22 protein-coding genes are annotated in these 24,273 nt (G+C 73.5%); 13 read left to right on the top strand and 9 right to left on the bottom strand.

From position 1 onward, the window contains the following. Window positions 1-127 precede the first annotated feature (127 nt). Both ACYVDO_RS08515 and ACYVDO_RS08510 read left to right on the top strand, forming a co-directional pair. The gene (locus ACYVDO_RS08515) at window positions 128-1,414 is read left to right on the top strand and encodes a DUF58 domain-containing protein (RefSeq protein WP_460934734.1); all 1,287 of its coding nucleotides are present in this window, start codon (window positions 128-130) and stop codon (window positions 1,412-1,414) included. Then, entirely contained in the window at window positions 1,411-3,906 is a 2,496-nt protein-coding gene (locus ACYVDO_RS08510) for a DUF3488 and transglutaminase-like domain-containing protein (RefSeq protein WP_460934732.1), read from the top strand. The genes ACYVDO_RS08515 and ACYVDO_RS08510 overlap by 4 nt, the downstream gene beginning before the upstream one ends. Before the next feature lie 203 nt (window positions 3,907-4,109). Here ACYVDO_RS08510 and ACYVDO_RS08505 read toward each other — a convergent pair whose 3' ends face one another. Together ACYVDO_RS08505 and ACYVDO_RS08500 are read right to left on the bottom strand one after the other, a co-directional pair. Continuing rightward, window positions 4,110-5,201: an inositol-3-phosphate synthase gene (locus ACYVDO_RS08505; protein WP_460934730.1), complete on the bottom strand. Its 1,092-nt coding sequence runs from the start codon at window positions 5,199-5,201 to the stop codon at window positions 4,110-4,112. A 4-nt stretch (window positions 5,202-5,205) separates the two neighbouring features. Next, a complete protein-coding gene (locus ACYVDO_RS08500; protein WP_460934728.1) occupies window positions 5,206-5,826 on the bottom strand; it encodes a PadR family transcriptional regulator in 621 nt (206 codons plus the stop codon). Between the two features lie 322 nt (window positions 5,827-6,148). Between ACYVDO_RS08500 and ACYVDO_RS08495 the strand changes: the two genes are divergently transcribed. From ACYVDO_RS08495 to ACYVDO_RS08460, 8 genes are all read left to right on the top strand, one after another. After that, complete coding sequence (locus tag ACYVDO_RS08495) at window positions 6,149-8,290, top strand: transglycosylase domain-containing protein (RefSeq protein ID WP_460934726.1); 2,142 nt, start codon at window positions 6,149-6,151, stop codon at window positions 8,288-8,290. Continuing rightward, a complete protein-coding gene (locus ACYVDO_RS08490; protein ID WP_460934724.1) occupies window positions 8,287-9,741 on the top strand; it encodes a glycosyltransferase 87 family protein in 1,455 nt (484 codons plus the stop codon). Before ACYVDO_RS08495 ends, ACYVDO_RS08490 begins: the two co-directional genes overlap by 4 nt. Window positions 9,742-9,922: 181 nt before the next feature. Then, complete coding sequence (rpsF, locus tag ACYVDO_RS08485; RefSeq protein WP_310152019.1) at window positions 9,923-10,210, top strand: 30S ribosomal protein S6; 288 nt, start codon at window positions 9,923-9,925, stop codon at window positions 10,208-10,210. Between the two features lie 69 nt (window positions 10,211-10,279). Further along, window positions 10,280-10,843: a single-stranded DNA-binding protein gene (locus ACYVDO_RS08480; RefSeq protein WP_460934721.1), complete on the top strand. Its 564-nt coding sequence runs from the start codon at window positions 10,280-10,282 to the stop codon at window positions 10,841-10,843. Between the two features lie 154 nt (window positions 10,844-10,997). Next, window positions 10,998-11,234 (top strand): 30S ribosomal protein S18, encoded by a 237-nt coding sequence (gene rpsR, locus ACYVDO_RS08475; protein WP_056884210.1) that lies wholly within the window; start codon window positions 10,998-11,000, stop codon window positions 11,232-11,234. A gap of 25 nt (window positions 11,235-11,259) precedes the next feature. Continuing rightward, window positions 11,260-11,706: a 50S ribosomal protein L9 gene (gene rplI / locus ACYVDO_RS08470; RefSeq protein WP_460934718.1), complete on the top strand. Its 447-nt coding sequence runs from the start codon at window positions 11,260-11,262 to the stop codon at window positions 11,704-11,706. A gap of 93 nt (window positions 11,707-11,799) precedes the next feature. Beyond that, entirely contained in the window at window positions 11,800-12,315 is a 516-nt protein-coding gene (locus tag ACYVDO_RS08465) for a nitroreductase family protein (protein WP_460934716.1), read from the top strand. A 116-nt stretch (window positions 12,316-12,431) separates the two neighbouring features. Then, complete coding sequence (locus ACYVDO_RS08460) at window positions 12,432-13,964, top strand: gamma-glutamyltransferase (RefSeq protein ID WP_460934714.1); 1,533 nt, start codon at window positions 12,432-12,434, stop codon at window positions 13,962-13,964. 82 nt (window positions 13,965-14,046) lie between these two features. On the opposite strand, the gene ACYVDO_RS08455 is transcribed toward ACYVDO_RS08460, so the two are convergent. Both ACYVDO_RS08455 and ACYVDO_RS08450 read right to left on the bottom strand, forming a co-directional pair. Next, window positions 14,047-15,459, bottom strand: coding sequence for an MATE family efflux transporter (locus ACYVDO_RS08455; RefSeq protein WP_460934712.1), 1,413 nt, complete (start codon window positions 15,457-15,459; stop codon window positions 14,047-14,049). A 53-nt stretch (window positions 15,460-15,512) separates the two neighbouring features. Beyond that, window positions 15,513-17,990 carry a beta-glucosidase gene (locus tag ACYVDO_RS08450; RefSeq protein ID WP_460934710.1) on the bottom strand — a complete coding sequence of 826 codons (2,478 nt, stop codon included), beginning with the start codon at window positions 17,988-17,990 and terminating at the stop codon, window positions 15,513-15,515. 143 nt (window positions 17,991-18,133) lie between these two features. Here ACYVDO_RS08450 and ACYVDO_RS08445 point away from each other — a divergent pair, with 143 nt between their 5' ends. Together ACYVDO_RS08445 and ACYVDO_RS08440 are read left to right on the top strand one after the other, a co-directional pair. Next, window positions 18,134-18,934, top strand: a complete 801-nt coding sequence (locus ACYVDO_RS08445) for a PIG-L deacetylase family protein (protein ID WP_460934708.1) — start codon at window positions 18,134-18,136, stop codon at window positions 18,932-18,934. Between the two features lie 2 nt (window positions 18,935-18,936). Continuing rightward, window positions 18,937-20,172: an MFS transporter gene (locus ACYVDO_RS08440; RefSeq protein WP_460934706.1), complete on the top strand. Its 1,236-nt coding sequence runs from the start codon at window positions 18,937-18,939 to the stop codon at window positions 20,170-20,172. Here the strand turns inward: ACYVDO_RS08440 and ACYVDO_RS08435 are convergent. Continuing rightward, entirely contained in the window at window positions 20,141-20,830 is a 690-nt protein-coding gene (locus ACYVDO_RS08435) for a DNA alkylation repair protein (RefSeq protein ID WP_460934703.1), read from the bottom strand. The genes ACYVDO_RS08440 and ACYVDO_RS08435 overlap by 32 nt on opposite strands. Before the next feature lie 72 nt (window positions 20,831-20,902). Here ACYVDO_RS08435 and ACYVDO_RS08430 point away from each other — a divergent pair, with 72 nt between their 5' ends. Beyond that, window positions 20,903-21,268 carry a hypothetical protein gene (locus ACYVDO_RS08430; protein ID WP_460934701.1) on the top strand — a complete coding sequence of 122 codons (366 nt, stop codon included), beginning with the start codon at window positions 20,903-20,905 and terminating at the stop codon, window positions 21,266-21,268. Window positions 21,269-21,439: 171 nt separating this feature from the next. Here ACYVDO_RS08430 and ACYVDO_RS08425 read toward each other — a convergent pair whose 3' ends face one another. The 4 genes from ACYVDO_RS08425 to ACYVDO_RS08410 form a co-directional block, all read right to left on the bottom strand. Then, window positions 21,440-22,987 carry a DHA2 family efflux MFS transporter permease subunit gene (locus ACYVDO_RS08425; protein WP_460934699.1) on the bottom strand — a complete coding sequence of 516 codons (1,548 nt, stop codon included), beginning with the start codon at window positions 22,985-22,987 and terminating at the stop codon, window positions 21,440-21,442. A gap of 161 nt (window positions 22,988-23,148) precedes the next feature. Continuing rightward, window positions 23,149-23,316, bottom strand: coding sequence for a hypothetical protein (locus tag ACYVDO_RS08420; protein ID WP_460934697.1), 168 nt, complete (start codon window positions 23,314-23,316; stop codon window positions 23,149-23,151). Then, window positions 23,313-23,789 (bottom strand): hypothetical protein, encoded by a 477-nt coding sequence (locus tag ACYVDO_RS08415; protein ID WP_460934695.1) that lies wholly within the window; start codon window positions 23,787-23,789, stop codon window positions 23,313-23,315. Before ACYVDO_RS08415 ends, ACYVDO_RS08420 begins: the two co-directional genes overlap by 4 nt. Window positions 23,790-23,796: 7 nt before the next feature. Beyond that, a complete protein-coding gene (locus tag ACYVDO_RS08410) occupies window positions 23,797-24,069 on the bottom strand; it encodes a DUF2277 domain-containing protein (protein ID WP_460934693.1) in 273 nt (90 codons plus the stop codon). Window positions 24,070-24,273 lie beyond the last annotated feature (204 nt).

Raw genomic sequence — 24,273 nt, 5'->3', positions numbered from 1 at the left:
TCCCGACGAGCGGACCGTCAGCCGTGCCGAGCTGCGTGCCCGCGGCGGTGCCCGGGGCGGTGCCCGCAGCGGTGCCCGGGTCGGTGACCGCGCCGCTTCGGGCGGTCGCCGGCGTGGAGGCCCGCGGATGCCGTCGGTGCCGTCGCTCTCGCTGCCCTCGGTGTCGCTCCCGGCGGCGTCGTCCTTCACCGTGCCGTCGTCGGTCGGCGCCCGGGTGGGGGAGCTGCGCGAGCGTACGCGCGGGGTGTGGACCCCGGTCGTCGAGGTCGTGCGCTGGGTCGCGCCCCTCGGGTGGGCGGTGCTCGCCCTCGGCGTGGTCGCGTGGGTCGTCGGGGTCCGCGCCGGCTGGACCGAGCTGCTCATGGTCGCCGCGGCGTGCCTCGTGCTCTGGTTCGCCTGCCTGCTGCTGGCCGTCGGCCGCACCCGGGTGCGGATCGCCACCGAGCTCGAGCCGGTGCGGGTGAGCGTGGGTGAGCCGGCCACCGGCCGCATCACCGTCGCCAACGCCAGCAAGCGGCCGATGCTGCCCGTCGTCGTCGAGCTGCCGGTCGGCGTCTCGGCTGCGCGGTTCACCCTGCCGACCCTGGCCGCGGGCAAGGAGCACGAGGAGCTCTTCGTCGTGCCCACCCACCGCCGCGGCGTCATCCCGGTCGGCCCGGCGTCCACCGTCCAGGGCGACCCGCTCGGGCTGGTCCGGCGCACCGAGCAGTGGACCGACGTCACCGACCTCTACGTCCACCCGCGCACCGTCTCCCTGGAGTCCCTCGGCGCCGGCCTGCTGCGCGACCTCGAGGGCGAGACGACCCAGGACCTGTCGATGTCCGACCTGGCCTTCCACGCCCTGCGCGAGTACCAGCCCGGCGACGACCGCCGCTACATCCACTGGCGCTCCTCGGCCAAGGCCGGCCGCCTGCTCGTCCGCCAGTTCCTCGACACCCGGCGATCCCACCTGACCCTGGTCGTCGACGCGGACCCCGAGCACTACGAGGGCGGCGAGGACGAGGTCGAGACCGCCATCTCGGCGGCCGCCTCGCTGGCCCGGCGCTCGATCCTCGACGACAAGGACACGACCGTCGTGTGCCGTGGCGAGAAGGCCTCCCGCACGACGGCGTCCCTCACCCTCGACGCCTTCTCCCGGGTCACGCTCGGGCCCTCGGACCTGTACGCCCAGTGCGGGACGGCGCTCGCCCTCGCCCCCGACACCTCGATCGCCCTGCTCGTCACGGGCCCGCGGCGACCGTTCCTCGAGGCCCAGCGCGCGCTCGACCAGTTCGAGCTCGAGATCACCAAGGTCGTGCTGACCATCGACGCCATGGAGGAGACGGGGGTCCGGCACATCGGTGGTCTGGTGCGGCTCAACATCCGCCGGATCCAGGACCTGCGGGCCGTCCTGGCGAGTGGAGCACTGACGTGAGCGACACGGCATACCCCAGCGGACCGACCGGGCCGCACCGCGACTCGACGTCGCCCGGGCGGACCCGCGCCCGCTCGTGGACGACGACCCGCGCCAGATCGGCGGCGGACGACCGGAGCGGGCTGGTGCCCGGCCGGTACGCCCTCGTCGACGCCGCGTTCACCCTCGTGCTCGTCGGCGTGGCGCTGCTCGGGTTCCGCACCGACTTCGCCGGGTGGGCCTGGGTGCTCGCCTCCGCCGCCGGGCTGGTGCTCGGCGTGCTCATCGCCCACGTCACCGCCGCCCTGCGCCTGCCGTCCGTGGTGACGCTCGCCGGGGTCGTGCTCGCGTACTTTCTCCTCGGCGGCCCCCTCGCCGTCCGCGGCGACCTCGTCGGCGGGGTGCTGCCCAGCCTGCAGACGTTCGCCGACCTCGCGCGCACGGCGGTGCACGGCTGGAAGCGGTTGGTCACCCTGCTGCCGCCGGTCGACGCGACGACCGAGCTGCACGCACTGCCGTGGGCGGTGGGCCTCGTGGGGGGCGCCCTGACCTACGCGGTCGCGCGCCGCTGGCGTTCACCGTATGCCGTGGTGCTGGCCCCGCTCGCGCTGCTCGGGCTCGTCATCGTGCTGGGGACCACCGAGCCGGCCGCCCTCGCCGTGCAGGGTGTCGGCTTCGCGCTCGTCGCCGTCGGCTGGATGGTCGAGCGCTCGGCCCGGACCCGCGCGGCCCTGCAGAACGGCGCCGGGCGCAGCACCCGGCTCGGCGTCGGCACCGGTTTGGTCGCGCTCGCGGCCGTCGCCGGGCTGGTCGTCGGCCCGCACCTGCCCGGCAGCGAGTCGACCCCGCGGCTGGTCGCCCGGGCGCACGTCACGCCGCCGATCGACATCGCCGCCTTTGCGAGCCCGCTCGTCGGGTACCGCCAGTACACCGAGCCCAACAAGGCCGCCCTCTTCGACGCGCCGGTGCTCGAGGTCCGGGGGCTGCCCGCCGGCACGCCGCTGCGGTTCGCGACCCTCGACTCCTACGACGGCTCGGTCTGGGGTGCGGCGACCCGCGCCAACAGCGGCTCGGTGTCGCCCGGAGCGTCCTTCCAGCAGGTGGGGCGCACCATCGCCGCGCGGGGTCCGGGGCAGCTGCGCACGGTCTCGGTCACGGTGCCCGAGGGTGGCTACAGCGACGTGTGGCTGCCGACCTCCGGGACCGTCACGGGCTTCCGCTTCACCGGCGCCCGACAGGAGCCGCTGTCCTCCCAGCTGTGGCTCAACACCGACACCGAGACGGCTCTCGTGCCGGCCCGGCTGGAGGCGGGCGACAGCTACACCTTCTCCGCCTACGTCCCGCCGGTCTCGCCCCGCATGCCCACCTCGCTCACCAACTCCACGGGGTCGCTGACCGAGGGCCTCGACACGTCCTTCCTCGACGCCAAGCTCGACGCGTGGACCGGTGAGGAGCCGGACCCGTGGTCGCAGTTCCGCTCGGTGGCCCGCGTCATGCAGTCCGAGGGCGCCTACACCGACGGCGGCACCGCGAACTCCGTCGAACGCTTCTACCTCCCCGGCCACAGCATCGGGCGGCTGTCCCGGTTCACCTCGATCCCGCAGCTGGCCGGCAACGACGAGCAGTACGCCGCGACGCTGGCCCTCGTGGGCAACAGGCTCGGCATCCCCACCCGGGTGGTCATGGGCGCGATCGTGCCGGCCTCCGGCACGGTGCAGGGCAAGGACGTGCACGCGTGGGTCGAGGTGCGCGACGCGACAGGGTCGTGGGTGCCGGTGCTGCAGGACAACTTCCTGCCCGACCGGGACCGCAAGCCCAAGGAGCTGCAGACCAAGGTGCAGGACCGCAAGGTCGGCGCGCTGGTGCCGCCGCCCCCGGGCAGCAACCCACCCAGCGTGCTGCAGGGCCCGGACCAGGCCCAGAACGCGACCAACCTGAAGAAGCCGCCGAAGAAGCTGCTCGACCCCTCGACCTGGCCGTGGTGGCTGCGGGTGCTCGTGCTCTACGTGCTGCTGCCACTGGTGGCCCTCACGCTGCTCTACTGGCTGCTGCGCGGGCTCAAGGCCTGGCGCCGGCGCCGGCACGCCACCCGCGGGCCCACCCCCGCCCGGGTCGCGTGGGCGTGGAACGACCTCGTCGCCAGCGCCCGGTCCTACGGCCACCACCCGCCGCGTCGGGCCACCCGGCTCGAGCAGGCCGGCGCCATCGCGGGCCCGGTCGACACCAGTACGCTCGCGGCCTCGGCCAACGCCCTCGTCTTCGGCCCGGGCGTCCCGTCCGACGCCGACGCCGCGGCATACTGGGCGGCCACTGACGAGGTGCGCAGGGACCTGCGGGCGAACGCCGACTTCTGGCGCCGGCTGCGCTCCGACGTCGACCCCCGCCCCCTCTTCAGCACCGGCCCGGCCCGCCCGCCGCGAGCGACCAAGCAGCCCGGCCCGGGCGACCCGGGCGACCCGGGCGGCCCGAGCGACGCGACCCGTGCCGCCGACCGCGAGCCCCAGCCCGCCTGACCCCACCCCTTCCCCACTTGTTGCCACCAGATGGTCACGGGAGCCCCGAAAAGGGGGCTGCGTGACCATCTGGTGGCAACAAGTGGGGGTTGCGGGCCCGGCATCCGCGAAAGGGCGCCTCCCGCAACCAGTGCGGGAGGCGCCCTTTCGTATGCCGTGTGCTCAGGCGAGCAGCGTGACCGGGGTCAGCGCGGTCAGCGCGGTCAGCGCTCCTCGGTGCCGGCGATGAAGGCCTCGAGCTTGGCGCGGCCCTCGGTGTCCTCGCGCTGCACGGGCGGGGACTTCATGAGGTAGGACGAGGCGCTGATGAGCGCGCCGCCGATGCCGCGGTCCTTGGCGATCTTCGCCGCGCGGATGGCGTCGATGATGATGCCGGCGGAGTTCGGGGAGTCCCAGACCTCGAGCTTGTACTCGAGGTTCAGCGGGACGTCGCCGAACGCGCGGCCCTCGAGCCGGACGTACGCCCACTTGCGGTCGTCGAGCCACGCGACGTAGTCCGACGGGCCGATGTGGACGTTGCGGTCCTCCTTCTTGTCGGCCAGCGAGCCGGTGAGGTTGGAGGTGACGGCCTGGGTCTTGGAGACCTTCTTGGACTCGAGGCGCTCGCGCTCGAGCATGTTCTTGAAGTCCATGTTGCCGCCGACGTTGAGCTGGTACGTGCGGTCCAGCGTGACGCCGCGGTCCTCGAACAGCTTCGCCATGACGCGGTGGGTGATGGTGGCACCGACCTGGCTCTTGATGTCGTCACCGATGATCGGGACGCCGGCAGCCTCGAACTTGGCCGCCCACTCCGGGTCGGAGGCGATGAAGACGGGCAGGGCGTTGACGAAGGCCACACCGGCGTCGATGGCGCACTGGGCGTAGAACTTGTCGGCGTCCTCGGACCCCACGGGCAGGTAGGACACGAGCACGTCGGCCTGGGTGTCCTTGAGCACCTGGACGACGTCCACGGGCTCGGCGTCGGACTCCTCGATGGTCATGGCGTAGTACTTGCCGATGCCGTCGAGGGTGTGGCCGCGCTGCACCGTGATGCCGGTCGGCGGGACGTCCGCGATCTTGATCGTGTTGTTCTCGGAGTTGCAGATCGCCTCGGAGAGGTCGAAGCCGACCTTCTTGGCGTCCACGTCGAACGCGGCGACGAACTCGACGTCGTTGACGTGGTAGTCACCGAGCTTGACGTGCATGAGGCCAGGCACGGTGCCGGCCGGGTCGGCGTCCTTGTAGTACTCGACACCCTGCACCAGCGAGCTGGCACAGTTGCCGACGCCGACGATGGCGACGCGCACGGATCCCATGGGATTACTCCTTGTTTCGGGTGGGGTGGTGGGTGGCCGCGGGGGTGCCGGCCGGGGTGGATCGCGGTGCGGAGGCAGGGATGTTCCGCTCCGCGGTGATCAGCTCGTTGAGCCAGCGGACCTCGCGCTCGGCGGCCTCCTCGCCGTGCTGCTGGAGCGCGGTGGTGTACGCGTCGAGCCGCTCGCGGTTCTTGGCGGACGCCGACCGGATGGTCGCCAGCCGCTCCTCGAGGCGGCTGCGCCGGCCCTCGAGGATCCGCAGCCGGACCTCGGCCTCGGTGCGGGCGAAGAACGCGAGGTGGACGTCGAACGTGTCGTCCTCCCACGCCGTCGGGCCGGCCTCCTTGGCGAGGTCCTGGAAGTGCTCCTTGCCGTCCGCGGTGAGCTCGTAGACGATCCGGGCCCGCCTGGACCCGGCCGTCCCGGCCGGGGCGCCCCCGGCGACCTCGGTGATGAGACCGCGGTCGAGCAGCCCCCGCAGGCACGGGTAGAGCGTCCCGTACGACAGCGCCCGGAAGACCCCGAGCGCCGCGTTGAGCCGCTTGCGCAGCTCGTAGCCGTGCATGGGGCTCTCGTGCAGCAGGCCGAGGACGGCGAACTCGAGGAGGTCGGAACGACGACTCACGAGGGCTCCTTCCCCTGGACGGCACACGACGGGCTGGTGGACGCCGGACGCCTTGGCGGTGACCGGCTGCGGGGTAGCGTAGCACCGGATATATCGGGGCGATATATCCAACCGAAGGCGCTCCAGGTGCGTCCTCACAGGTTGGGCAGGACATACTGGACCCCGGGTCGCCCCGCGGGCGGCCCCCTCGTATGCCGATCGGGAAGGTCAGATGAGCTCCTCACGTCCCAGTCCGCGAGCCGACGCCACCGCGTCCACTCGTCGGGGGAAGTCCAGCGCACGGCGCCCAGCGGGTCGTGGTGCCCGAGGGGGCCGCGGCAAGGTGTGGGCCAAGCGGCTCGGGCTGGTGGCCCTGGCCGGCATCCTGCTCGCCGTCATCGCCTTCTTCGTCGCCTACGCCATGATCAAGGTCCCCCAGCCGAACGAGCTCGCCGACCGGCAGGCCTCGATCATCTACTTCGCCGACGGCAAGACCGAGATGGACCGGATCAGCCAGGTCAACCGCGAGGACGTCGCGCTCGCGAAGGTGCCGAAGAAGGTCCAGGAGGCGCACCTGGCCGCCGAGGACCGCGACTTCTACACCAACTCGGGCATCAGCCCGACCGGGATCCTGCGCGGTGCGTGGGCCACCCTGCGCGGCGGTGAGGTGCAGTCGGGGTCGACCATCACCCAGCAGTACGTGAAGAACTACTTCCTCAGCCAGGACCAGACCCTTTCCCGCAAGGGGAAGGAGATCGTCATCTCGATCAAGATCGCCAAGCAGGAGTCCAAGGACACGATCCTGCAGAACTACCTCAACACGATCTACTACGGCCGCGGCGCCTACGGCATCCAGACCGCCGCGAAGGCGTACTTCGGCAAGGACGTCTCCCAGCTCACCGTCTCCGAGGGCGCCCTGCTCGCCTCGGTCGTCAAGGGCCCGACCTACTTCGACCCGGGCCTCGGGGCGAAGCAGAAGGCCAACGCCGAGGCGCGCTGGAACTACGTCATGGACGGCATGGTCACCAAGGGCTGGATCACCCAGGCCGAGCGCGACAAGGCGCAGTTCCCGACCAAGTCCCTGGTGAAGTACGAGCCGGCCAAGAGCAAGGGCGGCCCCAACGGCTTCATCACCGCACTGGTCAAGAACGAGCTCAAGGCGAAGCTGAAGCTCACCGACGAGGACATCGACCGCGGTGGCTACCGGATCGTCACGACGATCGACCCCAAGGCGCAGGCCGCCGCGATCAACGCGGTCAAGGACCGGATGCCCAAGGGCAAGGGCACGTCGAGCCTGCGGGTGGGTCTCGTCTCGATCAAGCCGGGCGACGGCGCCGTGGTGGCGATGTACGGCGGCGCCGACTACCGCAAGGAGCAGTTCAACACCGCGACCGACGCGACCATGCAGGCCGGGTCGACCTTCAAGATCTTCACGCTGCTGGCGGCCCTGTCGCAGGACAAGCCGATCTCCACCAAGACCCGGTTCGACGGCCGCAGCCCGCAGTACTTCCCGGAGTTCGCGGACAAGTCGGCCGCGACCGACTTCCTGCGCCGTGGGGGGGTGCGCAACTTCGGCCCCTTCCCTGGCGAGCAGTTCGGCAACATCGACCTGCGGACCGCCACGGCACACTCGGTCAACACCGTGTACGCCCAGCTCAACATCAAGGTCGGTCCCAAGGCCACCCGTGACGCCGCGGTGACGGCGGGTCTGCCGAGCAAGGGCCTGGGCACCAACTACGCCAACGTGCTCGGCACGTCCTCCGTGAGGGTCATCGACATGGCGAACGCCTACGCCACGATCGCCTCGCAGGGCACGCGAGCCACCCCGTACTTCATCCGCACCGTCAGCGGCGGCCAGGGTGGGATCGACTACAAGGCGAAGCCGTCGGTCAAGGCAGCCTTCGACAAGGGGGTCACGGCCGACACCACCGACGCGATGGAGCAGGTCATCAAGGACGGCACCTCGACCTACGCCCAGCGCCTCGGCCGGCCGGCGGCCGGCAAGACCGGCACCACGACCGACAACAAGGCGGCCTGGTTCGACGGGTTCACCCCGCAGCTGGCCACCGCGGTCGGCATCTACTCCTCGGGCAAGAACGGCACCGAGCTGTCGATGAACGACGTCCCGGGCATCTACGGACCGGGGACGAGCGGCGAGCTCACGGGCGCCACGGTGCCACTGCGGATCTGGACCGACTTCATGACCGACGCGCTCAAGGGCCAGAAGGTCATGGACTTCCCCAAGCGTGCCGGCCTGGGCGACGACCAGGTCTACACACCGCCGCCCACCACCACGTCGTCCTCGTCGACGACGACCACCACCACGACGACCACGTCCACCACCACGACCCCCTCGTCGACGAGCACGACGCCGACGCAGACCAAGACGAACGGCACGGGGAAACCGACGGTCACGGTCCCGCCGCCGACGGCGACGACCCTGACGCTGGGGGGACCCGCTCCCCAGCGGACGACGGGCCCGTGACGCTCGCGGCCCCGGACCGGCAGGACCGGGGCAGGCCTGACGACGTCGCGAGCGGCGAGGTCGCGCAGGGTGAGGCCCTGCCCGGCGACGCACTGGCGCTCGCGGGCGGGCCGCTCGGCCGCCATGCCTCCGCCCGGGCCGCGTCGTGGCTCGCCACGGTGGTGCCGCTGCTCGTCGCGGCCTCGGTGACGATGGGCCTGTCGGTCGCGCAGCGGGCGCACTGCATCCAGCAGGGGTGGACCGGGTCGGACCAGTTCTGGCACGGGTGCTTCTCCGACCTGCCGTCGCTCTACCAGCTCGGCCACCTCGACGACGGGCTCGGGTCCTACCTGACCGGCGCGGGCGCGACGTCGGACCACCCGGTCCTGAGCGGGTCGCTGCTCGCCCTGCTGGGGGGTCTGGTCCCGGACGGGGCGTTCCTCGACCAGACCCGGTGGTTCGTCGCGCTCTGGGCGGTGGTCGCCACGGTGTGCGCGCTCGGCGTCGTCTGGCTCACCGCCGCCGCCCGCCCGCGGCATGCCGGCCTGGCGGCGCAGGTGGCCCTGAGCCCGGTGCTGCTGCTCGCCGCGATGGTCTCGGTCGACCTGTTCGGGGTGGTGCTCGTCAGCGCCGGCATCTGGCTGTGGGCCCGCCGCCGCCCCGTGGCCGCCGGGGTCCTGTTGGGCCTGGCCGTCACGGCCCGCACCTACCCCCTGCTCGTGCTGCTGGCCCTGGTCCTGCTGGGCGCCCGCACCGGCCGCTTCGCCGCGGTGCGCCGGGTGCTGCTCGGGGCCGTCGTCGCCGTGGCCGCCGTGCTGCTGCCGTTCCTCCTGGGCAACCCGGGCGCCGTCGTGCGCAGCGTGCAGGTCTGGTGGGACAGCGCGCCGGGGCTCGGCTCGGTGTGGCTGCTGCCGCAGCTCGTCGGCCTCGACCCGCTGCCGACGGGGCTGGCCACGCTGCTGTCGGTCTCGACCACCGTGCTCGCCCTGGTCGCCGGCACCGTGTACGCCCTGCGCCCGGGGCGCCGGCCCTCCCTGGCCGCGGTCTCGCTCGTGCTGGTCGCCCTCACGCTGCTGACCGGGAAGGCGTTCCCGGTCCAGGCCTCGCTGTGGCTCGTGCCGCTCGTCGCCCTGTGCGGCCTGCGCTGGCGCGACCACCTCGTGTGGGCCGGCGCGGAGGCGCTGCACTTCGTCATGGTCTGGCTCTACGTCGCCGGCCTGTCGACGCCGGACCGCGGCCTGCCCCCCGGCTGGTATGCCGTGTTCCTCCTCCTGCGCGTCGCCGGCGTCGTGTGGCTGGTCGTGCGCGTCTGGCGCGGCACCGCCGGGGAGCCGGCTCCCCGAGCACCCGAGCCGACGGCACGCACCGACCGCACGGCGTGGGACGAGGACGAGGTGGACGAGCCGGACGAGGACGAGCTGGCGGGCGACTTCGCCGGCGCCCCCGACCGGTTGCTCGTGCAGGTCACCTGACCGCATTCCCGACCTCGGCGGCGGCCCACCAGGGCCTGTGGACGACGATTCGGTGTTGTCGTCCCCGCCCGGTACCCTTGTCAGGTTCCCCCACGGCACGAGCCGGCGGGGGATCGCACTGCAACCCTCCTGTCACGGAAGGACCGTGACCGCCACAGACCAAAGGAGGCGGGTTACCAGCATGCGTCAGTACGAACTGATGGTCATCCTCGACCCCGAGCTGGACGACCGCACGGTCGCTCCGTCGCTCGACAAGTTCCTCACCGTCGTGACCAAGGACAAGGGCACCGTCGACAACGTCGACGTCTGGGGCCGTCGTCGCCTGGCCTACGACATCAAGAAGAAGTCCGAGGGCATCTACGCCGTCGTCAACTTCACCGCGGAGCCGGCCACGGCCAAGGAGCTGGACCGCCAGCTCGGCCTGAACGAGTCGGTCATGCGCACCAAGCTCCTGCGCCCCGGCGCCTGAGCCGCACCGATCCGAACCAGGGTCCGCACCGCGACCCGACCCACCTGAAACGAACAGGGGACACGCTCCATGGCTGGCGACACCGTCATCACCGTCATCGGCAACATCACCGGCGACCCCGAGCTGCGCTTCACCCCCTCGGGCGCTGCCGTCGCGAACTTCACCGTGGCCTCGACGCCGCGGCAGTTCGACCGGCAGAGCAACGAGTGGAAGGACGGCGAGACGCTGTTCATGCGCTGCTCGGTGTGGCGTGACGCGGCGGAGAACGTCGCCGAGTCGCTCCAGCGTGGCACCCGGGTCATCGTCACCGGCCGCCTGAAGTCTCGCTCGTACGAGACCAAGGAGGGCGAGAAGCGCACCGTCATCGAGATGGAGGTCGACGAGGTCGGCCCCTCGCTGCGGTACGCGACGGCCAAGGTCAACAAGACCCAGCGCTCCGGCGGTGGCGGCGGTGGCTTCGGCGGTGGCGGCGGCCAGCAGGGCGGCGGCTACGCCGGCGGCGGCCAGCAGCAGGACGACCCCTGGGCGACCGGTCCCGCCGGTGGCCAGCAGGGTGGCGGCCAGCAGCAGGGCGGCGGCCAGCAGGGCGGCGGATGGGGCCAGGCCCCGTCCTACGACGAGCCCCCGTTCTGATCGGCGCCTGACCCGACCTGACCGGTCCGGATCATCCGGTAGGCCGGCGACGCACCGCCCGCGGTGAGCACCCGGCATACCTCCAGCAAGACCAGCACCACCACCATCCCTGGGGAACCAGGGCTCATCCTGAAACTCGAAGGAGAGCACCACGATGGCCAAGCCCGTTGTGCGCAAGCCCAAGAAGAAGGCCAACCCGCTGAAGGCGGCGAAGGTCGAGAACATCGACTACAAGGACACCGCGCTGCTGCGCAAGTTCATCTCCGACCGCGGCAAGATCCGCGCTCGCCGGGTGACCGGTGTGTCCGTCCAGGAGCAGCGGCTCATCGCCACCGCGGTCAAGAACGCCCGCGAGATGGCGCTGCTGCCCTACTCCAGCTCGTCCCGCTGAGCCCGGGCGCTAGGAAGGAACTGACATGAAGGTCATCCTGACGCACGAGGTGAGCAGCCTCGGCACCGCCGGTGACGTCGTCGACGTCAAGGACGGCTACGCCCGCAACTTCCTGTTCCGCCGGGGCCTGGCCACCGCGTGGACCAAGGGCGGGCAGAAGCAGGTCGACGCCATCGCCAAGGGCCGTGAGGTCCGCGAGGTGAAGACCCTCGAGGAGGCAAAGTCCATCAAGGGCAACCTCGAGAACGGCACCGTCAAGGTCTTCGCCCACGCCGGCGCCGCCGGCCGCCTGTTCGGTGCGGTCTCGCCCGCCGACGTCGCCGACGCCGTCAAGGCTGCCGGTGGCCCGGAGCTCGACCGCCGCCGGATCGAGATCCCCACCCCGATCAAGTCGGTCGGCTCGCACCAGGCGACCGTCCGGCTGCACCCCGAAGTGCAGGCCACGGTCAAGCTCGACGTCGTCGCGGGCTGAGCGCCGGCTGACGACACCAGGTCGACAAGGGCCCGATCCCCTGAGGGGGGTCGGGCCCTTTCGTCTGCCGCCGTCTGGGCGCACCATGACGGTATGGAAACGTGGGACGCCCTGCGGGCGAGACGCAACGTCCGGCGGTTCAGCAGCCAGCCGGTCCCCGACGACGCACTCGACCGCATCCTCGACGCGGGCAGGCGCGCGCCCTCGGCCGGCAACTGGCAGCCGTGGGACTTCGTGCTCGTGACCGACAGGGCGCAGCTGGCCGAGCTCGCGAAGGTCTGGCAGGGCGCCGGCCACGTGGCGGGCGCGGCGGCCGCCATCGCGCTGGTCGCGCCGCAGCCGGAGGACGAGCGCCAGGCCGCACTGCTCCAGTACGACCTGGGCCAGGCCACCTACGCGATGACCGTCGCAGCGGCGGACCTGGGCATCGGGACGGGGCACGCCGCGGCCACGGACCAGCGCCAGGCGCGGGCGGTGCTCGGGTTCCCGGAGGGCCGGTTCCTCGCCTACGTGCTGTCCGTCGGCTACCCGGCGGACAAGCCGCTGACCGTCCTCGCACGGCTCGACCGGCGTCCCTTCGACGAGGTGGTGCACCGCGGCACCTGGTGACCAGTCGGTCGGCGGCGAACCGAGGTCCGGGCGTCCCGTGCCGTCCCGCGGGCGTCTCGTGTGGTCCCGAGGTCGTGCCGTGGCGCGGACCGGTCGGTCGGGTCAGGATGGTCCGCATGGGCAGGCGGATGGCGGTCGCGGCGACGGGTCCGGTCTCCGCCGACGCGGGGATGGCGGCCGCCGCGGCCGGGGGCAACGCCGTCGACGCGGCGATCGCGGCCATCGTCGCGGCGATGACGACCGAGCCCGGGATCGTGTCGGTCCTGGGCGGTGCCTTCGTCACGGTGTGGCCGGCCGGCGGCGACCCCGAGGTCGTGGACGGCAACGTGGAGATGCCCGGGCGCGGGCTGCCAGTCGAGCGGTTCGGCACCGGCCTGCGGGAGATCACGACCAGCTACGGCGGCGGCCTCACCCTGTACGCCGGGCACGGGAGCGTCGCCACCCCCGGTGCGTTCGCGGCCCTGGGGGTCGCCCACGACCGGCACGGCAGCGCTGCGTGGCGCGACGTGCTGGCCCCGAGCGTCACCGCCGCGCGGGAGGGGTATGCCGTGGGGGCGGCGGCCGCGAGCTACCTCGCGCTGACGGGGGAGAGTGTCTTCGGCTGGGACCCGCACACCCGGCCCCTGGTGCGTCGCGCGGACGGCAGCCCGGTGCAGGCGGGAGACCGGCTCCCGAACCCGGACCTCGCGACCACGCTCGAGCACATCGGTGCCGAGGGCGCGCGCAGCCTCTACACCGGCGACCTCGGTGCCCGGATCGCGGCGGACATGGACGAGCGGGGTGGGCTGGTCACGGCCGCCGACCTCGCGGCCTACCGCGCGCAGGTGCGCACCCCCCTGCGGCTCCGGCTCGGTGACTGGGACCTGGCCACGAACCCACCGCCGTCCGTGGGCGGTCCGATGCTCGCGGTCATGCTGCGCGAGCTGGTGGCCGGCGGGGACGACTGGGACTGGGCGAGGGTGGTCGAGGTGCAGCGCCGGGTCCTGACCTACCGCACCCGCGTGCACGACCTGTCGACCGACCTCGAGGAGGACGGGTACGCCCTGCTCGAGGCGGTCGAGCGGCACGGGCTGGCCGGCCTCCCCACGTCGTCGTCGACCGCCCACGTCTCGGCGGTCGACAGCGATGGGACCGCCTGCGCGATCACCGCGTCGAGCGGGTACGGCTCGGGGGCGACGGTGCCCGGGACGGGCATGATGCTCAACAACTGCCTCGGGGAGCCGGAGCTCAACCGGCTGGGACTGCACGCACTGGCCCCCGGCACCCGGCTCGCCTCGAACATGGCGCCGACCGTCGCGCGCTCCGACACGGGCTCGGTGCTGGCCGCCGGCAGCCCCGGTGCCGACCGGATCACCACTGCGCTGCTGCAGGTGCTCGTGCGGCACTGTGTGCACGGGGACCCGGTGCAGGAGGCGGTCGATGCCCCACGGGTGCACGTACGGGTGCTCGACGGCGAGGCCGTGCAGGTCGACCACGAGGACGACGAGGCGCTCGTGGCGGCGGTCGAGGGCCTGGGGCTGCCGGCGTCCTCGCACGGCCCGAGGTCGATGTTCTTCGGTGGGGTCGGTGCCGCGTGGCGGGACGCCGACGGCACCCTGGCCGCGGCCGGTGACCCGCGCCGCGAGGCTGCCACCCGCGTCTCCTCCTGACGGCGGCCCCCTGTCGAGGACTTGGGGCCGCAGCGCTCGCGAACCCGAGCGCTGCGGCCCCCGTGAGGGGAGAGGCGGAGTCTCAGCGGGAGGCGCCGGTGACGGCCCAGGCGTCTCCGCGCACGCGCCACCAGAAGAACGCCGCCCGGATCGCCATGAACGCCGTGAACACCACCCACAGCACCGTCACGGCATACGGCGCACCGTGGGCGAGCAGGCCGTCACTCGCGAGGTGCACCCACACTGCCAGCGGCGCGTAGAGCACGAGCGTCGCGGCCATCGCCCCCGCCAGCCAGCGGCCGTCGCCGGCGCCGATGAGGACGCCGTCGACCACGAAGACGTACCCGGCCAGCGGCTGCCCCAGGGCGACGACGACCAGGGCCGCGGCGAGGGCGGAGCGAACCGCGGGGTCCGAGGTGAACAGCGCGGGCAGCAGGCGGTGGACGGCGAGCAGCAGCAGGCCGAGCACTGCGCCGCCCCAGACGCCCCAGCGCAGCATCAGGGTGGTGGCCGACCGTGCGGCCACCACGTCGCCGGCCCCGAGGGCCCTGCCGGTGAGCGCCTGGGCCGCGATCGCGAGGGCGTCGAGCGCGAACGCGAGGAAGCTCCACACCGTCGCTGCCACCTGGTGCGACGCGAGCGGCACGTCGCCGAGCCCGGCTGCGACCCAGGTGGTGAGCAGGAGGATCGCCCGCAGCGCGAGGGTGCGGACGAGCAGCGGTATGCCGGTGAGCCCGGCCCGCAGCACCCGCCCGGGGTGCGGGTGCAGGGTCGCCCCGGCGCGGCGGGCGTGGCTGACGAGCACCGTCGCGAGCCCGGCGGCCATGCCGGTCTGGGCGATCACCGTGCCCCAGGCCGAGCCCGCGATGCCCCAGTGGAGGCCGTAGACGAAGAGCAGGTTGAGGGCGATGTTCGACGTGAAACCGACGACCGAGGCGACGAGCGGGGTGCGCGTGTCCTGCAGCCCGCGCAGGACCCCGGTCGCGGCGAGGGCGACGAGCATGGCCGGGATGCCGAGGGCGGAGATCCGCAGGTAGGTGGCGGCGTAGTCGATGGCGGCGTCCGAGGCGCCGAAGAGGCGGCACAGCGGCTCGGCGGCCAGGCCCACCGCAACGGCGGTCAGCGCCCCGAGCCCGACCGCGAGCCAGGTGCCGTCCACCCCAGCGGTCAGGGCACCGCGCTCGCTGCCGGCCCCGACCTGCCGGGCCACGATCGAGGTGGTGCCGTAGGCGAGGAAGACGAAGATGTTCGCCGCGGTGATGAGGGTGGCGCTGGCGACGCCGAGGCCGGCGAGCTGGGCGGTGCCGAGGTGGCCGATGATCGCCGAGTCGGCGAGCAGGAAGAGCGGCTCGGCGACGAGGGCGAGGAAGGCCGGGACCGCCAGCCGCAGGACCTCCCTGGATTGGCTCGTCCCGGGTCGTCCGGGCTCGTCCGGCGCCCGACCGTCAGGGGTTGGACTGTCCGGGCCCGAACCGCCCCCCTCCGCACTGTGCACCGCGCCACGGTACCGGCGGCGCCGGCCGGGACGGGGCCCGGGAGCGGCCGGTCTCAGCCGAGCGGGAGGCGGTGGCGGACGTCGCCGAGCCCGCGGGCCACGAGCAGCTCACCCGCGCCGGACAGCCGGTCCCAGCGGTTGCCTGCGAGGTCCCACCGACGCCACAGGCGGGGCTCGGTGTCGACGTGCACCGTCGCCCGGTCCCCGGCCGGGACGTGCACCCCCGCCCAGCCCACGAGGCGCACGGGCTGGTCGTCCTCGGCCGGCTGGAAGTAGACCTGCACGACCTCGCGCGAGTCGCGACTCCCGGTGTTGCGCACGGTGACCTCCACCGTCGGCGTCGCACTCCCCTCGCCGCCAGCGGTCAGGAGGTGGGCGCCCTCGTACTCCCACGCGGCATACCCCTCGCCGGCGCCGAGCCAAAAGGCGGGGGCGGGCGCCCGTCCGGCGTGGAAGCCGCGGTACCCGACGAAGGTGCCGTCGGTGTACTCGAGCTGCAGGTCGGTGGGCTCGACCTCCCACGCGGGGGCGGCCCCGTCGGCGGCCGGCCACGACGTGACCAGGCGGCCGGCCGGCTCGCGCAGGCCGAGGAGCGCGTCAGCGACGGCGTGCCCACCCTCCTGGCCCGGCAGCCCGGCGACGAGGATCGCGTCGACCGAGTCGGCCCACGGCATGAGGACCGGGGTGGCGGCATTGACGACGACCACGGTGTGACGGGCGGCCGCGGCGACGTCGGCCACGAGGTCGTCCTGGCGGCCGGGCAGCGCGAGCGTGGTCTTGTCCGTGGCCTCGGTCTCCTGCTCGGGGGTGAGGCCGACCACCACGACTGCCACGTCGGCAGCGCGGGCCGCCTCGACGGCCCTGGCGATGACCTCGTCGGCAGTGGCGGGGACGGGCGCGACGACGAGCGACTTGATGCCCATGCCGGAGGCGATGGCGTCCGAGAGGGTGCTCAGCTTCCCGTCGGGGCCGGGCTGCGGCTCGGACCGCACGACGGTGAGGACGGCCTCGACGAGCGTGCCGGCCTGCAGGTCGAGGTCGGTGGTCCAGACCGGCGGCTTGAGCATGGACTCACCGGGGTCCGCGCCCTCGGCGGCGAGGCCGGCGGAGCCCACCTCGGCGCCGTGGACGAGCAGCTGCCAGCGGCCGGTGCCGCTGGCGCCGAGGCGCACCGGACCGCCGGTGACGAGCTCAGCCGAGAGCCGCAGCTGCTCGGTCGGGCGGGGCAGGGTGTCGTCCCAGCCTGTCGTCACCGAGCTGGAGTCGCTGTGCTCGGCGAGCATCACCGTGCCGTCGGCGTCGAGGTGCTCGACGTGCAGGCCCGGCTCACCGGTGCGTGGGTCGCGGATGGCCGCGGTGGGGGCGGGCAGCGGTCGCTCGCGCACCTCGACGCCGTCGACGACGACGAGCCGGTCGCCGAGCGCCGCCCCGAGGCCCTCGGCGACCGAGACCTGGTGGGGAGGGTTGACCTGGGCCGAGCCGCCGCCCATGCAGACGGTGTCGACGGCGTGGCGGCCGACGAGGGCGACGGTGCCGTCGCCGGTGAGGGGCAGCAGGCCGCCCTCGTTCTTGAGCACCACCATCCCGTCGGTGGCGAGCCGGCGCAGCTGGGCCCGCCGCTCGGGCGAGTCCGCGGCGGGGGAGGACCCGGGCCACTCCCGGTGGGCGCCGTCCGAGCCGAGCGCCCCGACCCGCTGGGCGAGCCGGAGCAGCCGTACGACGTGGTCGTCGACGACCGACTCGTCCACCGCGCCGGACCGCACGTCGGCCACGAGGGCGTCGCCCCACGGGCCGTCCGGTCCCGGCATGACGAGGTCGAGCCCGCCGAGGGCGGCGGGCGCGGAGGACTTCGTGGCGTACCAGTCGGACATGAGCAGGCCGTCCCAGCCCCACTCGTCCTTGACCACCTCGGTGTTGACGTGGACCTGCTCGGTCGCCGGGAGGCCGTTGACGTCGTTGTAGGCCGCCATGATCGACCACGGGTTCGCCTCGTCGACCGCGATCTCGAACGGCAGCAGGTAGACCTCCCGCAGCGCGTCCTCGCTCACGACCGAGTTCACGTAGTTGCGCAGCGTCTCGGACTCGTTGGCCACCAGGTGCTTGAGGCAGGCGCCGATCCCCCTGTCCTGCATGCCCTGCACGTAGGCCGCGGCGAGGCGGCCGGTGAGCAGCGGGTCCTCCGAGTAGGCCTCGAACAGCCTGCCGCCGAGCGGGGTCCGGTGCAGGTTGATGGTCGGGCCGAGGACGACGTGGATGTGCTGGCGCTCGGCCTCCTCCGCCAGCAGCGCCCCCACCTCCCGGGCGGTGTCCTCGCTCCAGGCCGAGGCCAGCAGCGTCGCGTTCGGGAAGAGGGCGACCTGGTCGCCACCAGTGAACTTCAGGCCCCGGACGCCGGTCGGGCCGTCGGAGAACGCCATCGGCGCCAGGCCGATCGAGTCCTCCCCGTGCAGGGTGAAGGAGGTGGCGCCGGTGAGCAGGCGCACCTTGGTCTCGAGGTCGAGCTGGCTGACGAGGGCGGCGAGGTCGGTCACCGTCCCAGTGTCGTGCCCGAGCGGCGATCCGTCTCCGTGGAGGTCGCGCCGTCCCGGCGACCGGGACGCGGTCAGTCCCCGGCGGCGGGCCGCGTCGGTATTCCGGTGGCGAGGACGTCACCGCCGACAGGCAGAATGACGCGGTGACCACGATCGTCTTCCTCCACGCCCACCCCGACGACGAGGCGTCGCAGACCGCCGGCTCGATGGCGCGTGCCGTCGCCGAGGGGAGTCGGGTCGTCACCGTCTTCGCGACGAACGGTGACCACGGCGAGCTGCCGGCTGCCGGTCTGCCCGAGGGCGAGACGCTCGTCGACTGGCGCCGGCGGGAGGTGCTCGCGGCGGCCGACGTGCTCGGCGTCCAGCGGGTCGCCTGGCTCGGCTACGCCGACTCGGGCATGCGCGGGTGGGAGCAGAACGACGCCGACGGTTCGTTCCACGGGGCCGACGTCGAGGAGGCAGCCCGCCGGCTGGCCGACATCCTCGACGAGGAGGACGCCGACGTGCTGGTCGGCTACGACTCCCACGGCGGCTACGGCCACCCCGACCACGTCAAGGTGCACCCGGTCGTGCACCGCGCTGCCGAGCTCGCCCGCCGCCGGCCCCGGCTGCTGGAGTCGACGATGAACCGCGACGCCGCGCGCCGGATGTACCAGGCGGCCCTCGACGCGGGGATGCCCGAACAGGCGTGGGACCCCGACCAGCCGATGGACGACGGCAACCCGCTGGGCACCCCCGAGGCCGAGATCACCTGGGAGGTCGACGTCAGCGGCTACCTCGCCCAGCGCCGCGAGGCCCTGGAGGCCCACCGCAGCCAGGCCAGCGACATCGAGATGATGCTCGGCATGCCGGACGAGGTCTTCGCGACGATGTTCGGGACCGAGCACTACATCGAGCCCGGCGCGGAGCCGGGCATGCGACCGGGCTGGCCGTTCGGCGGCTGAGCGTGGCGCAGCCGAACGACCCCGCACCCCCCGCGCCGGCCGGGGCGGCCGGGGCGGCCGCGGTCGGCGTCCACCCGGTCGACCTGCTGCGTCGTCCCCAGGTGGGTCGGCTGCTCGTGTCGGCCCTCGTGGGCCGGTTGCCTAACGGCATGGTGCCGCTCGCCCTCGTGCTCTTCACCCGTGACAGCGGCAGCGGGTACGGGCGCGCGGGACTGCTCACGGCGGCATACTCCCTGGGTTGTTGCCTCGGCGGCCCGGCGCTGTCGCGCGCCATGGACCTGCGCGGCCAGCGCGCGCCCCTGGTCCTGGGCGGCGTGGTGTCGTCGCTGGCCCTCGCGCTGCTGCCGGTGACTCCGGCCGCCTGGGGGCTGGTCGTCGCGCTCGCAGCCGGCCTGGCCACCCCGCCGCTGGAGCCGGCGCTGCGCACGCTGTGGCCGTCGGTCCTGGCGCCGCGGCAGGTGCCGGCGGCGTTCGCGCTCGACGCCGCGGCCCAGGAGCTGGTCTTCGTCCTCGGGCCGCTGGTCGTCCTGCTCGCACAGCTGACCGGCGCCGGTGGCGGCCTGCTCGCCGCGGCACTGGTGGGCCTCGCGGGCACCGTGTGGTTCACCTCGGCGCCGGCGTCGCGCGGCTGGGTGCCGCCGGTGCACGAGGACCGCCACTGGCTGGGCCCGCTGCGCTCGCGTCGCCTCGTCGTGCTCTACGCCGCCCTGCTGCTCGTCGGCCTCACCATCGGCGTGCCCGCAGTCGCCCTCGTCGCGTGGGCCGAGCAGGCCGGTGACCGTGGCCTCGCACCGTGGCTCGTCGCCGCCAACGCCCTCGGGGCGCTCGCCGGCGGTGTCGGGTACAGCCCGAGGGCGCCGCACCGCGACGCGCGGCGTGACCTCCTGGTGGGAATCGGGGTGCTCGTCGTGACGTATGCCGCGCTGGCCCTGGTGCCGCGGAGCCTTGCCCTCATGGCCCTGCTCACCGTCGCGAGCGGGGTGGGACTGCCCGTGGTGCTGACCTGCGTCTTCCAGCTCGTGGACCGGTTGGCCCCGCCCGGGACGACGACCGAGGCCTTCGCCTGGCTGATCTCGGCGTTCCTCGTGGGGTCGTCGGTGGGGGCGGCAGCGGCCGGGTCGCTGTCGGACGCGGGCCGGATCGCGGGAGCGTTCCTCGTCGCAGCGGGTGCCTCGGCCCTCGCGGGGCTGGTGGCCACCGGAGTGGTCAGAGGTGTCGCAGCGCCTCGCGCCGACTGAGCGCGCTGAGCCGGCCGTCCCACTCGGCCACCCTGGCCAGGACCCAGTCCGGGTCGGTGCGCGCGTGCTGGCGCAGCGCCCAGCCGATGGCCTTGCGGAGCCAGAAGCTCGGGTCGTCGAGGTTCCACTCGATCGCGTGGCGCAGCAGCTCCACGTCCGTGCGCTCGCGGGCAGCGAGCTGGCAGATCACGCTCGTACGCCGCAGCCACAGGTCGTCGTCGGTCGCCCACGACCACACGACGGGGGTCGCAGTCTCCCGGTGCGACAACAGGATCGGGCCGACGTGGTGGCTGGCCACGTCGTCGACGAGGTCCCACCAGGCGCCGGTCACGACGAGGTGCCGGTACAGCGGCAGCGTCGCGTCGTCCTGCCACGCCCGGTAGGAGCGGTGCCCGGCGAGGGCCGTCGCGGCATACCGCTCCTCGCGGTGGGTAGCCTCGTCCCACAGCTCGCGGACGGCGCCCTCCCACGTCGCACGGTCCCCGATGCGCAGGGTGGGGTCGGCGAGGAGGGGGCGCAGCAGGGCCTTGAGCTCGGGCGAGGTGAGGCCGCGGAACGGCATCGCGGACTTCAGGTACGCCTGCTGGGCACGCGCCCGCTGCGGGTCACCGGCGGGGGCGAGAGTCTCGCGGACGGCCTCGACGAGCGGGTGTGTCACGGGACCAGCATGGGCCAGCAGCCAGCACACTGTCGCCACGCCGGGACGCCCGGCCGACCTCGAGGGGGAACCGTGACCACACCACCACTGCAGCCCGCGCCCGTGCGCCCGGCGTCCGACCGCCGCACGCCGGTGACGCTGCCGACGTGGGTCAACGTCGTGCTCGTCCTCATCCTGTTCGTGTCGTGCGGGGCAGCCACGGACAGCACCCCGGCCCCGCCCTCGTCCTCGGAGATCGCGGACCAGGTGACGCAGCGGCTGCAGAACGGTGGAGGCGGCTCGGGCATCGCGCCGGCATCGGGCGAGGACGTCCAGGACCTGTGCCGGCTCATGGGTGCGGTGCTCGCCGGGCAGAAGCAGAAGGTGGACACCGTCATCGGCGCCGACGCGACCACGCAGTGCGCCGAGGCCGCCCGCGAAGGCGCAGCACCCCACTGACACCACACGGCTGGGGCTGGGTCAGTGATGCGCCCGACGCATCACTGACCCAGCCCCGCCGGAACGCATGCCGGTCCCCGGCCGAGAGGGCATCGACATCGCCGTCGGGACGCCGGCCGGGACCCGGCACGGTGGCGAGACCAGGCGGTGGGCCTGGGGCGTCGGGGGCCGTCAGTGCCCGGCGTGCCCGCCCTCACCCGTCGTGGCCGGCGTGCGGACCGCGAAGGCGATCCCGACCGCGACCACCGCGAGCACGGCCCCGACACCGAAGCCCCACCGGACGCCCTCGCTGAGCGCCACCAGCGGTGCCGCGCCGCCCTCGGCCGCGGTGGCAGCGCGCCCCGCCATGACGCTCACGACGACGGCGGTGCCGGCGGCGGCCGCGACCTGCTGCAGCGAGCCGAGGACGGCGCTGCCGTGGGCGTACAGGTGCGGGGGCAGGACCGACAGGCCGGAGGTGAAGACCGGCGTGAAGATGAGTGCCAGCGACACCATGAGCACGACGTGGGCGGCGAGCACGAGCCACGGGGAGGTCTGCGTCGACACCTGCGTGAACACGGCCAGGGTGCCGGCCATGACCACCGCGCCGGGGATCACGAGCTTGGGCGCGCCCAGCCGGTCGTACGCGCGGCCGACGACCGGCCCGAGCACGCCCATGGCCAGGCCGCCGGGCATGAGCAGCAGCCCGGTCGAGAGGGTGCTGAGCCCGAGGACGTCCTGCAGGTACAGGGGCAGCAGGATCATCGCGCCCATCATCGCCATGAACGCCGAGCACATGAGCGCGAGCGCGATCGTGAACGGAGCGAAGGTGAGGGTGCGCAGGTCGAGCAGCGGCCCGGCACCGCGCTGCAGCCGCACCTGGCGGACGGCGAACGCGGCGAGCGCGACCACGCCGACGACGGTGACCAGCAGCGGGGGCACCGCGTGGGTCGCCCGGCCGCCCTCGCCGAGACCGCTGAGGCCGTAGACGAGCGCGCCGAACCCGACCGCCGACAGGACCACGCTGGGCAGGTCGATCCGGCTGGCACTGGGCTCGCCGATGTCGACGAGGGCGCGCAGCCCGAGCACCGCGGTCACCCCGGCGATCGGCAGGACCACCGCGAAGATCAGCCGCCACGACCCGAGCTGCAGCAGCACCCCCGAGACCGCCGGCCCGAGGGCCGGGGCCACCGACATCACGAGGGTCACGTTGCCCATGACCCGGCCACGGTCCCGTGGGGCGACGAGGGTCATCATCGTGGTCATCAGCAGCGGCATCATCACGGCCGTGCCGCTGGCCTGGACGACGCGGGCGGCGAGCAGGACGCCGAAGGTCGGGGCGGCTGCCGCGAGTGCCGTGCCGGTGAGGAACAGCCCCATGGCCAGTGCGTAGGCCGTGCGCGTCCGGACCCGCTGCAGGAACCAGCCGGTCGCCGGGATGACGACGGCCATGGTGAGCATGAACGCGGTCGAGAGCCACTGCGCGCTGGTGGCGGGGACGGCGAAGTCGCGCATCAGCCGCGGGATGGCGTTGACCATGATCGTCTCGTTGAGGATCACCACGAACGTGGAGAGCACGAGGATCCGCAGCACCAGCGTGGTGTCGACGGCGACGGGAGCCGCGTCGGTCGCCATGGCGCCGGTGGCACCGGGAGCTGTCGCGGCGTCGAGGGTCGCGGGTGAGTGGGCTTCGTCCGGTCCGCGGCCAGGCACGGCGAGCTCGTCTGTGGTGGCAGTCATGGGAGAGGTCCTTCGGTCAGCGGGTTCACGGGTTTCGACCGGGGTCGGTCGCGGAACTCATCGCTCGTCCATGACGGACATCGTCGTGGGTGGCGCGGGCCACCCTCAACGGGTTATCGGGGGAGGCCGACGTGTCGGCGGCCGACACAGGTTGCGCCGGCTCAGCGCGGAGGGTCGACGATCGCGCCGTCACGCACCGGTGGGCGGCGCAGGTCCACCACGACGCCGATGGTGTTGCCGGTGCCGCGTTCGTAGGCGGCGAGGGCCAGGTGGTCGCCGTCCCCGTCCAGGGTGAAGAGCACGCCGATCGGGGCGGGACGGGTCGTCACCTGCGCGAAGCCCTCCCGCCGCGCCTGCTCGACGACGTCGGCGTGACGGCGCGCATGAACCCGGTCCGGCGGCCGTCGTGGAAGCACCCCAGCCCCGAGGTCGTGCGCAGGTCACGGACCGCGACGTCGCCGCGTCCCATGCTCCACTCCGCGCGCTCCGTCACCTCCAGGACCGGGCCCTGGATCCGCTCGAGGTCCGCAGTCAGGACGTCCTCACGGTCGCGCATCCGGTCACGGCGCCCCAGGTCGACCACCCACAGCTCGCCCGAGGTGGAGCGGACCTCGACGGAGCGTCGGCGGCGGTCGAACCTCAGTCGCGCCCCGTCGGCCGACCGCACTCCGGTGGGCAGCGACGACCAGTCCAGGGACAGATTCGGGTCCTGGAGGTGGGCCAGTGCCTCCCGCGCGGTCAGCCGCCGCAGGTGGGCGGCGAGCCCGGAGGTGTCGTCGTCCTCGTCGGGCGGTCGAGGCATGGCCGGGTCAGGCCACGCCGTAGCGGACCCGGGCGCGTTCGCGGGCCTTCTCCGCCTCCACCTCGCGGTCCTTGGGTGGCGCCGTGGTGGTGAGGTGGTCGAGCAGGTGCTGGGTCGCGTGGGCCACCTCGAGGACGGCCGCGTCGAACGCGGCCTGGTTCGTCTGGCTCGGGCGGGTGCTTCCGCTGACCTTGCGGACGTACTGCAGGGCCGCGGCGCGCACCTCCTCGGAGGTCGCGGGGGGCTCGAAGTTGTGCAGCTGGCGGATGTTCCGGCACATGGGGGCAGGCTACGTCGGACCGGCCCCCGGTGTCGCGGACCGAGGACCCTCCGGCACCGCCGGGGCCGCTGCCGGGGCTGCTGCCGGGGCTGCCGTCGGGGACAGGGCAGGAGGGGTGCACGACGGCCGTCGTGAGGGCGGCGGCTGGGGAAACGGCTCCGGACTGCAACACGCCCGGAAGTTTCTGTGGTCCACACCCGGTGG

The sequence above is a fragment of the Phycicoccus ginsengisoli genome (genome assembly GCF_054779295.1).
The sequence above is the reverse complement of the archived record's forward strand: the minus strand, read 5'-3'. Positions and strand labels throughout refer to the sequence as shown.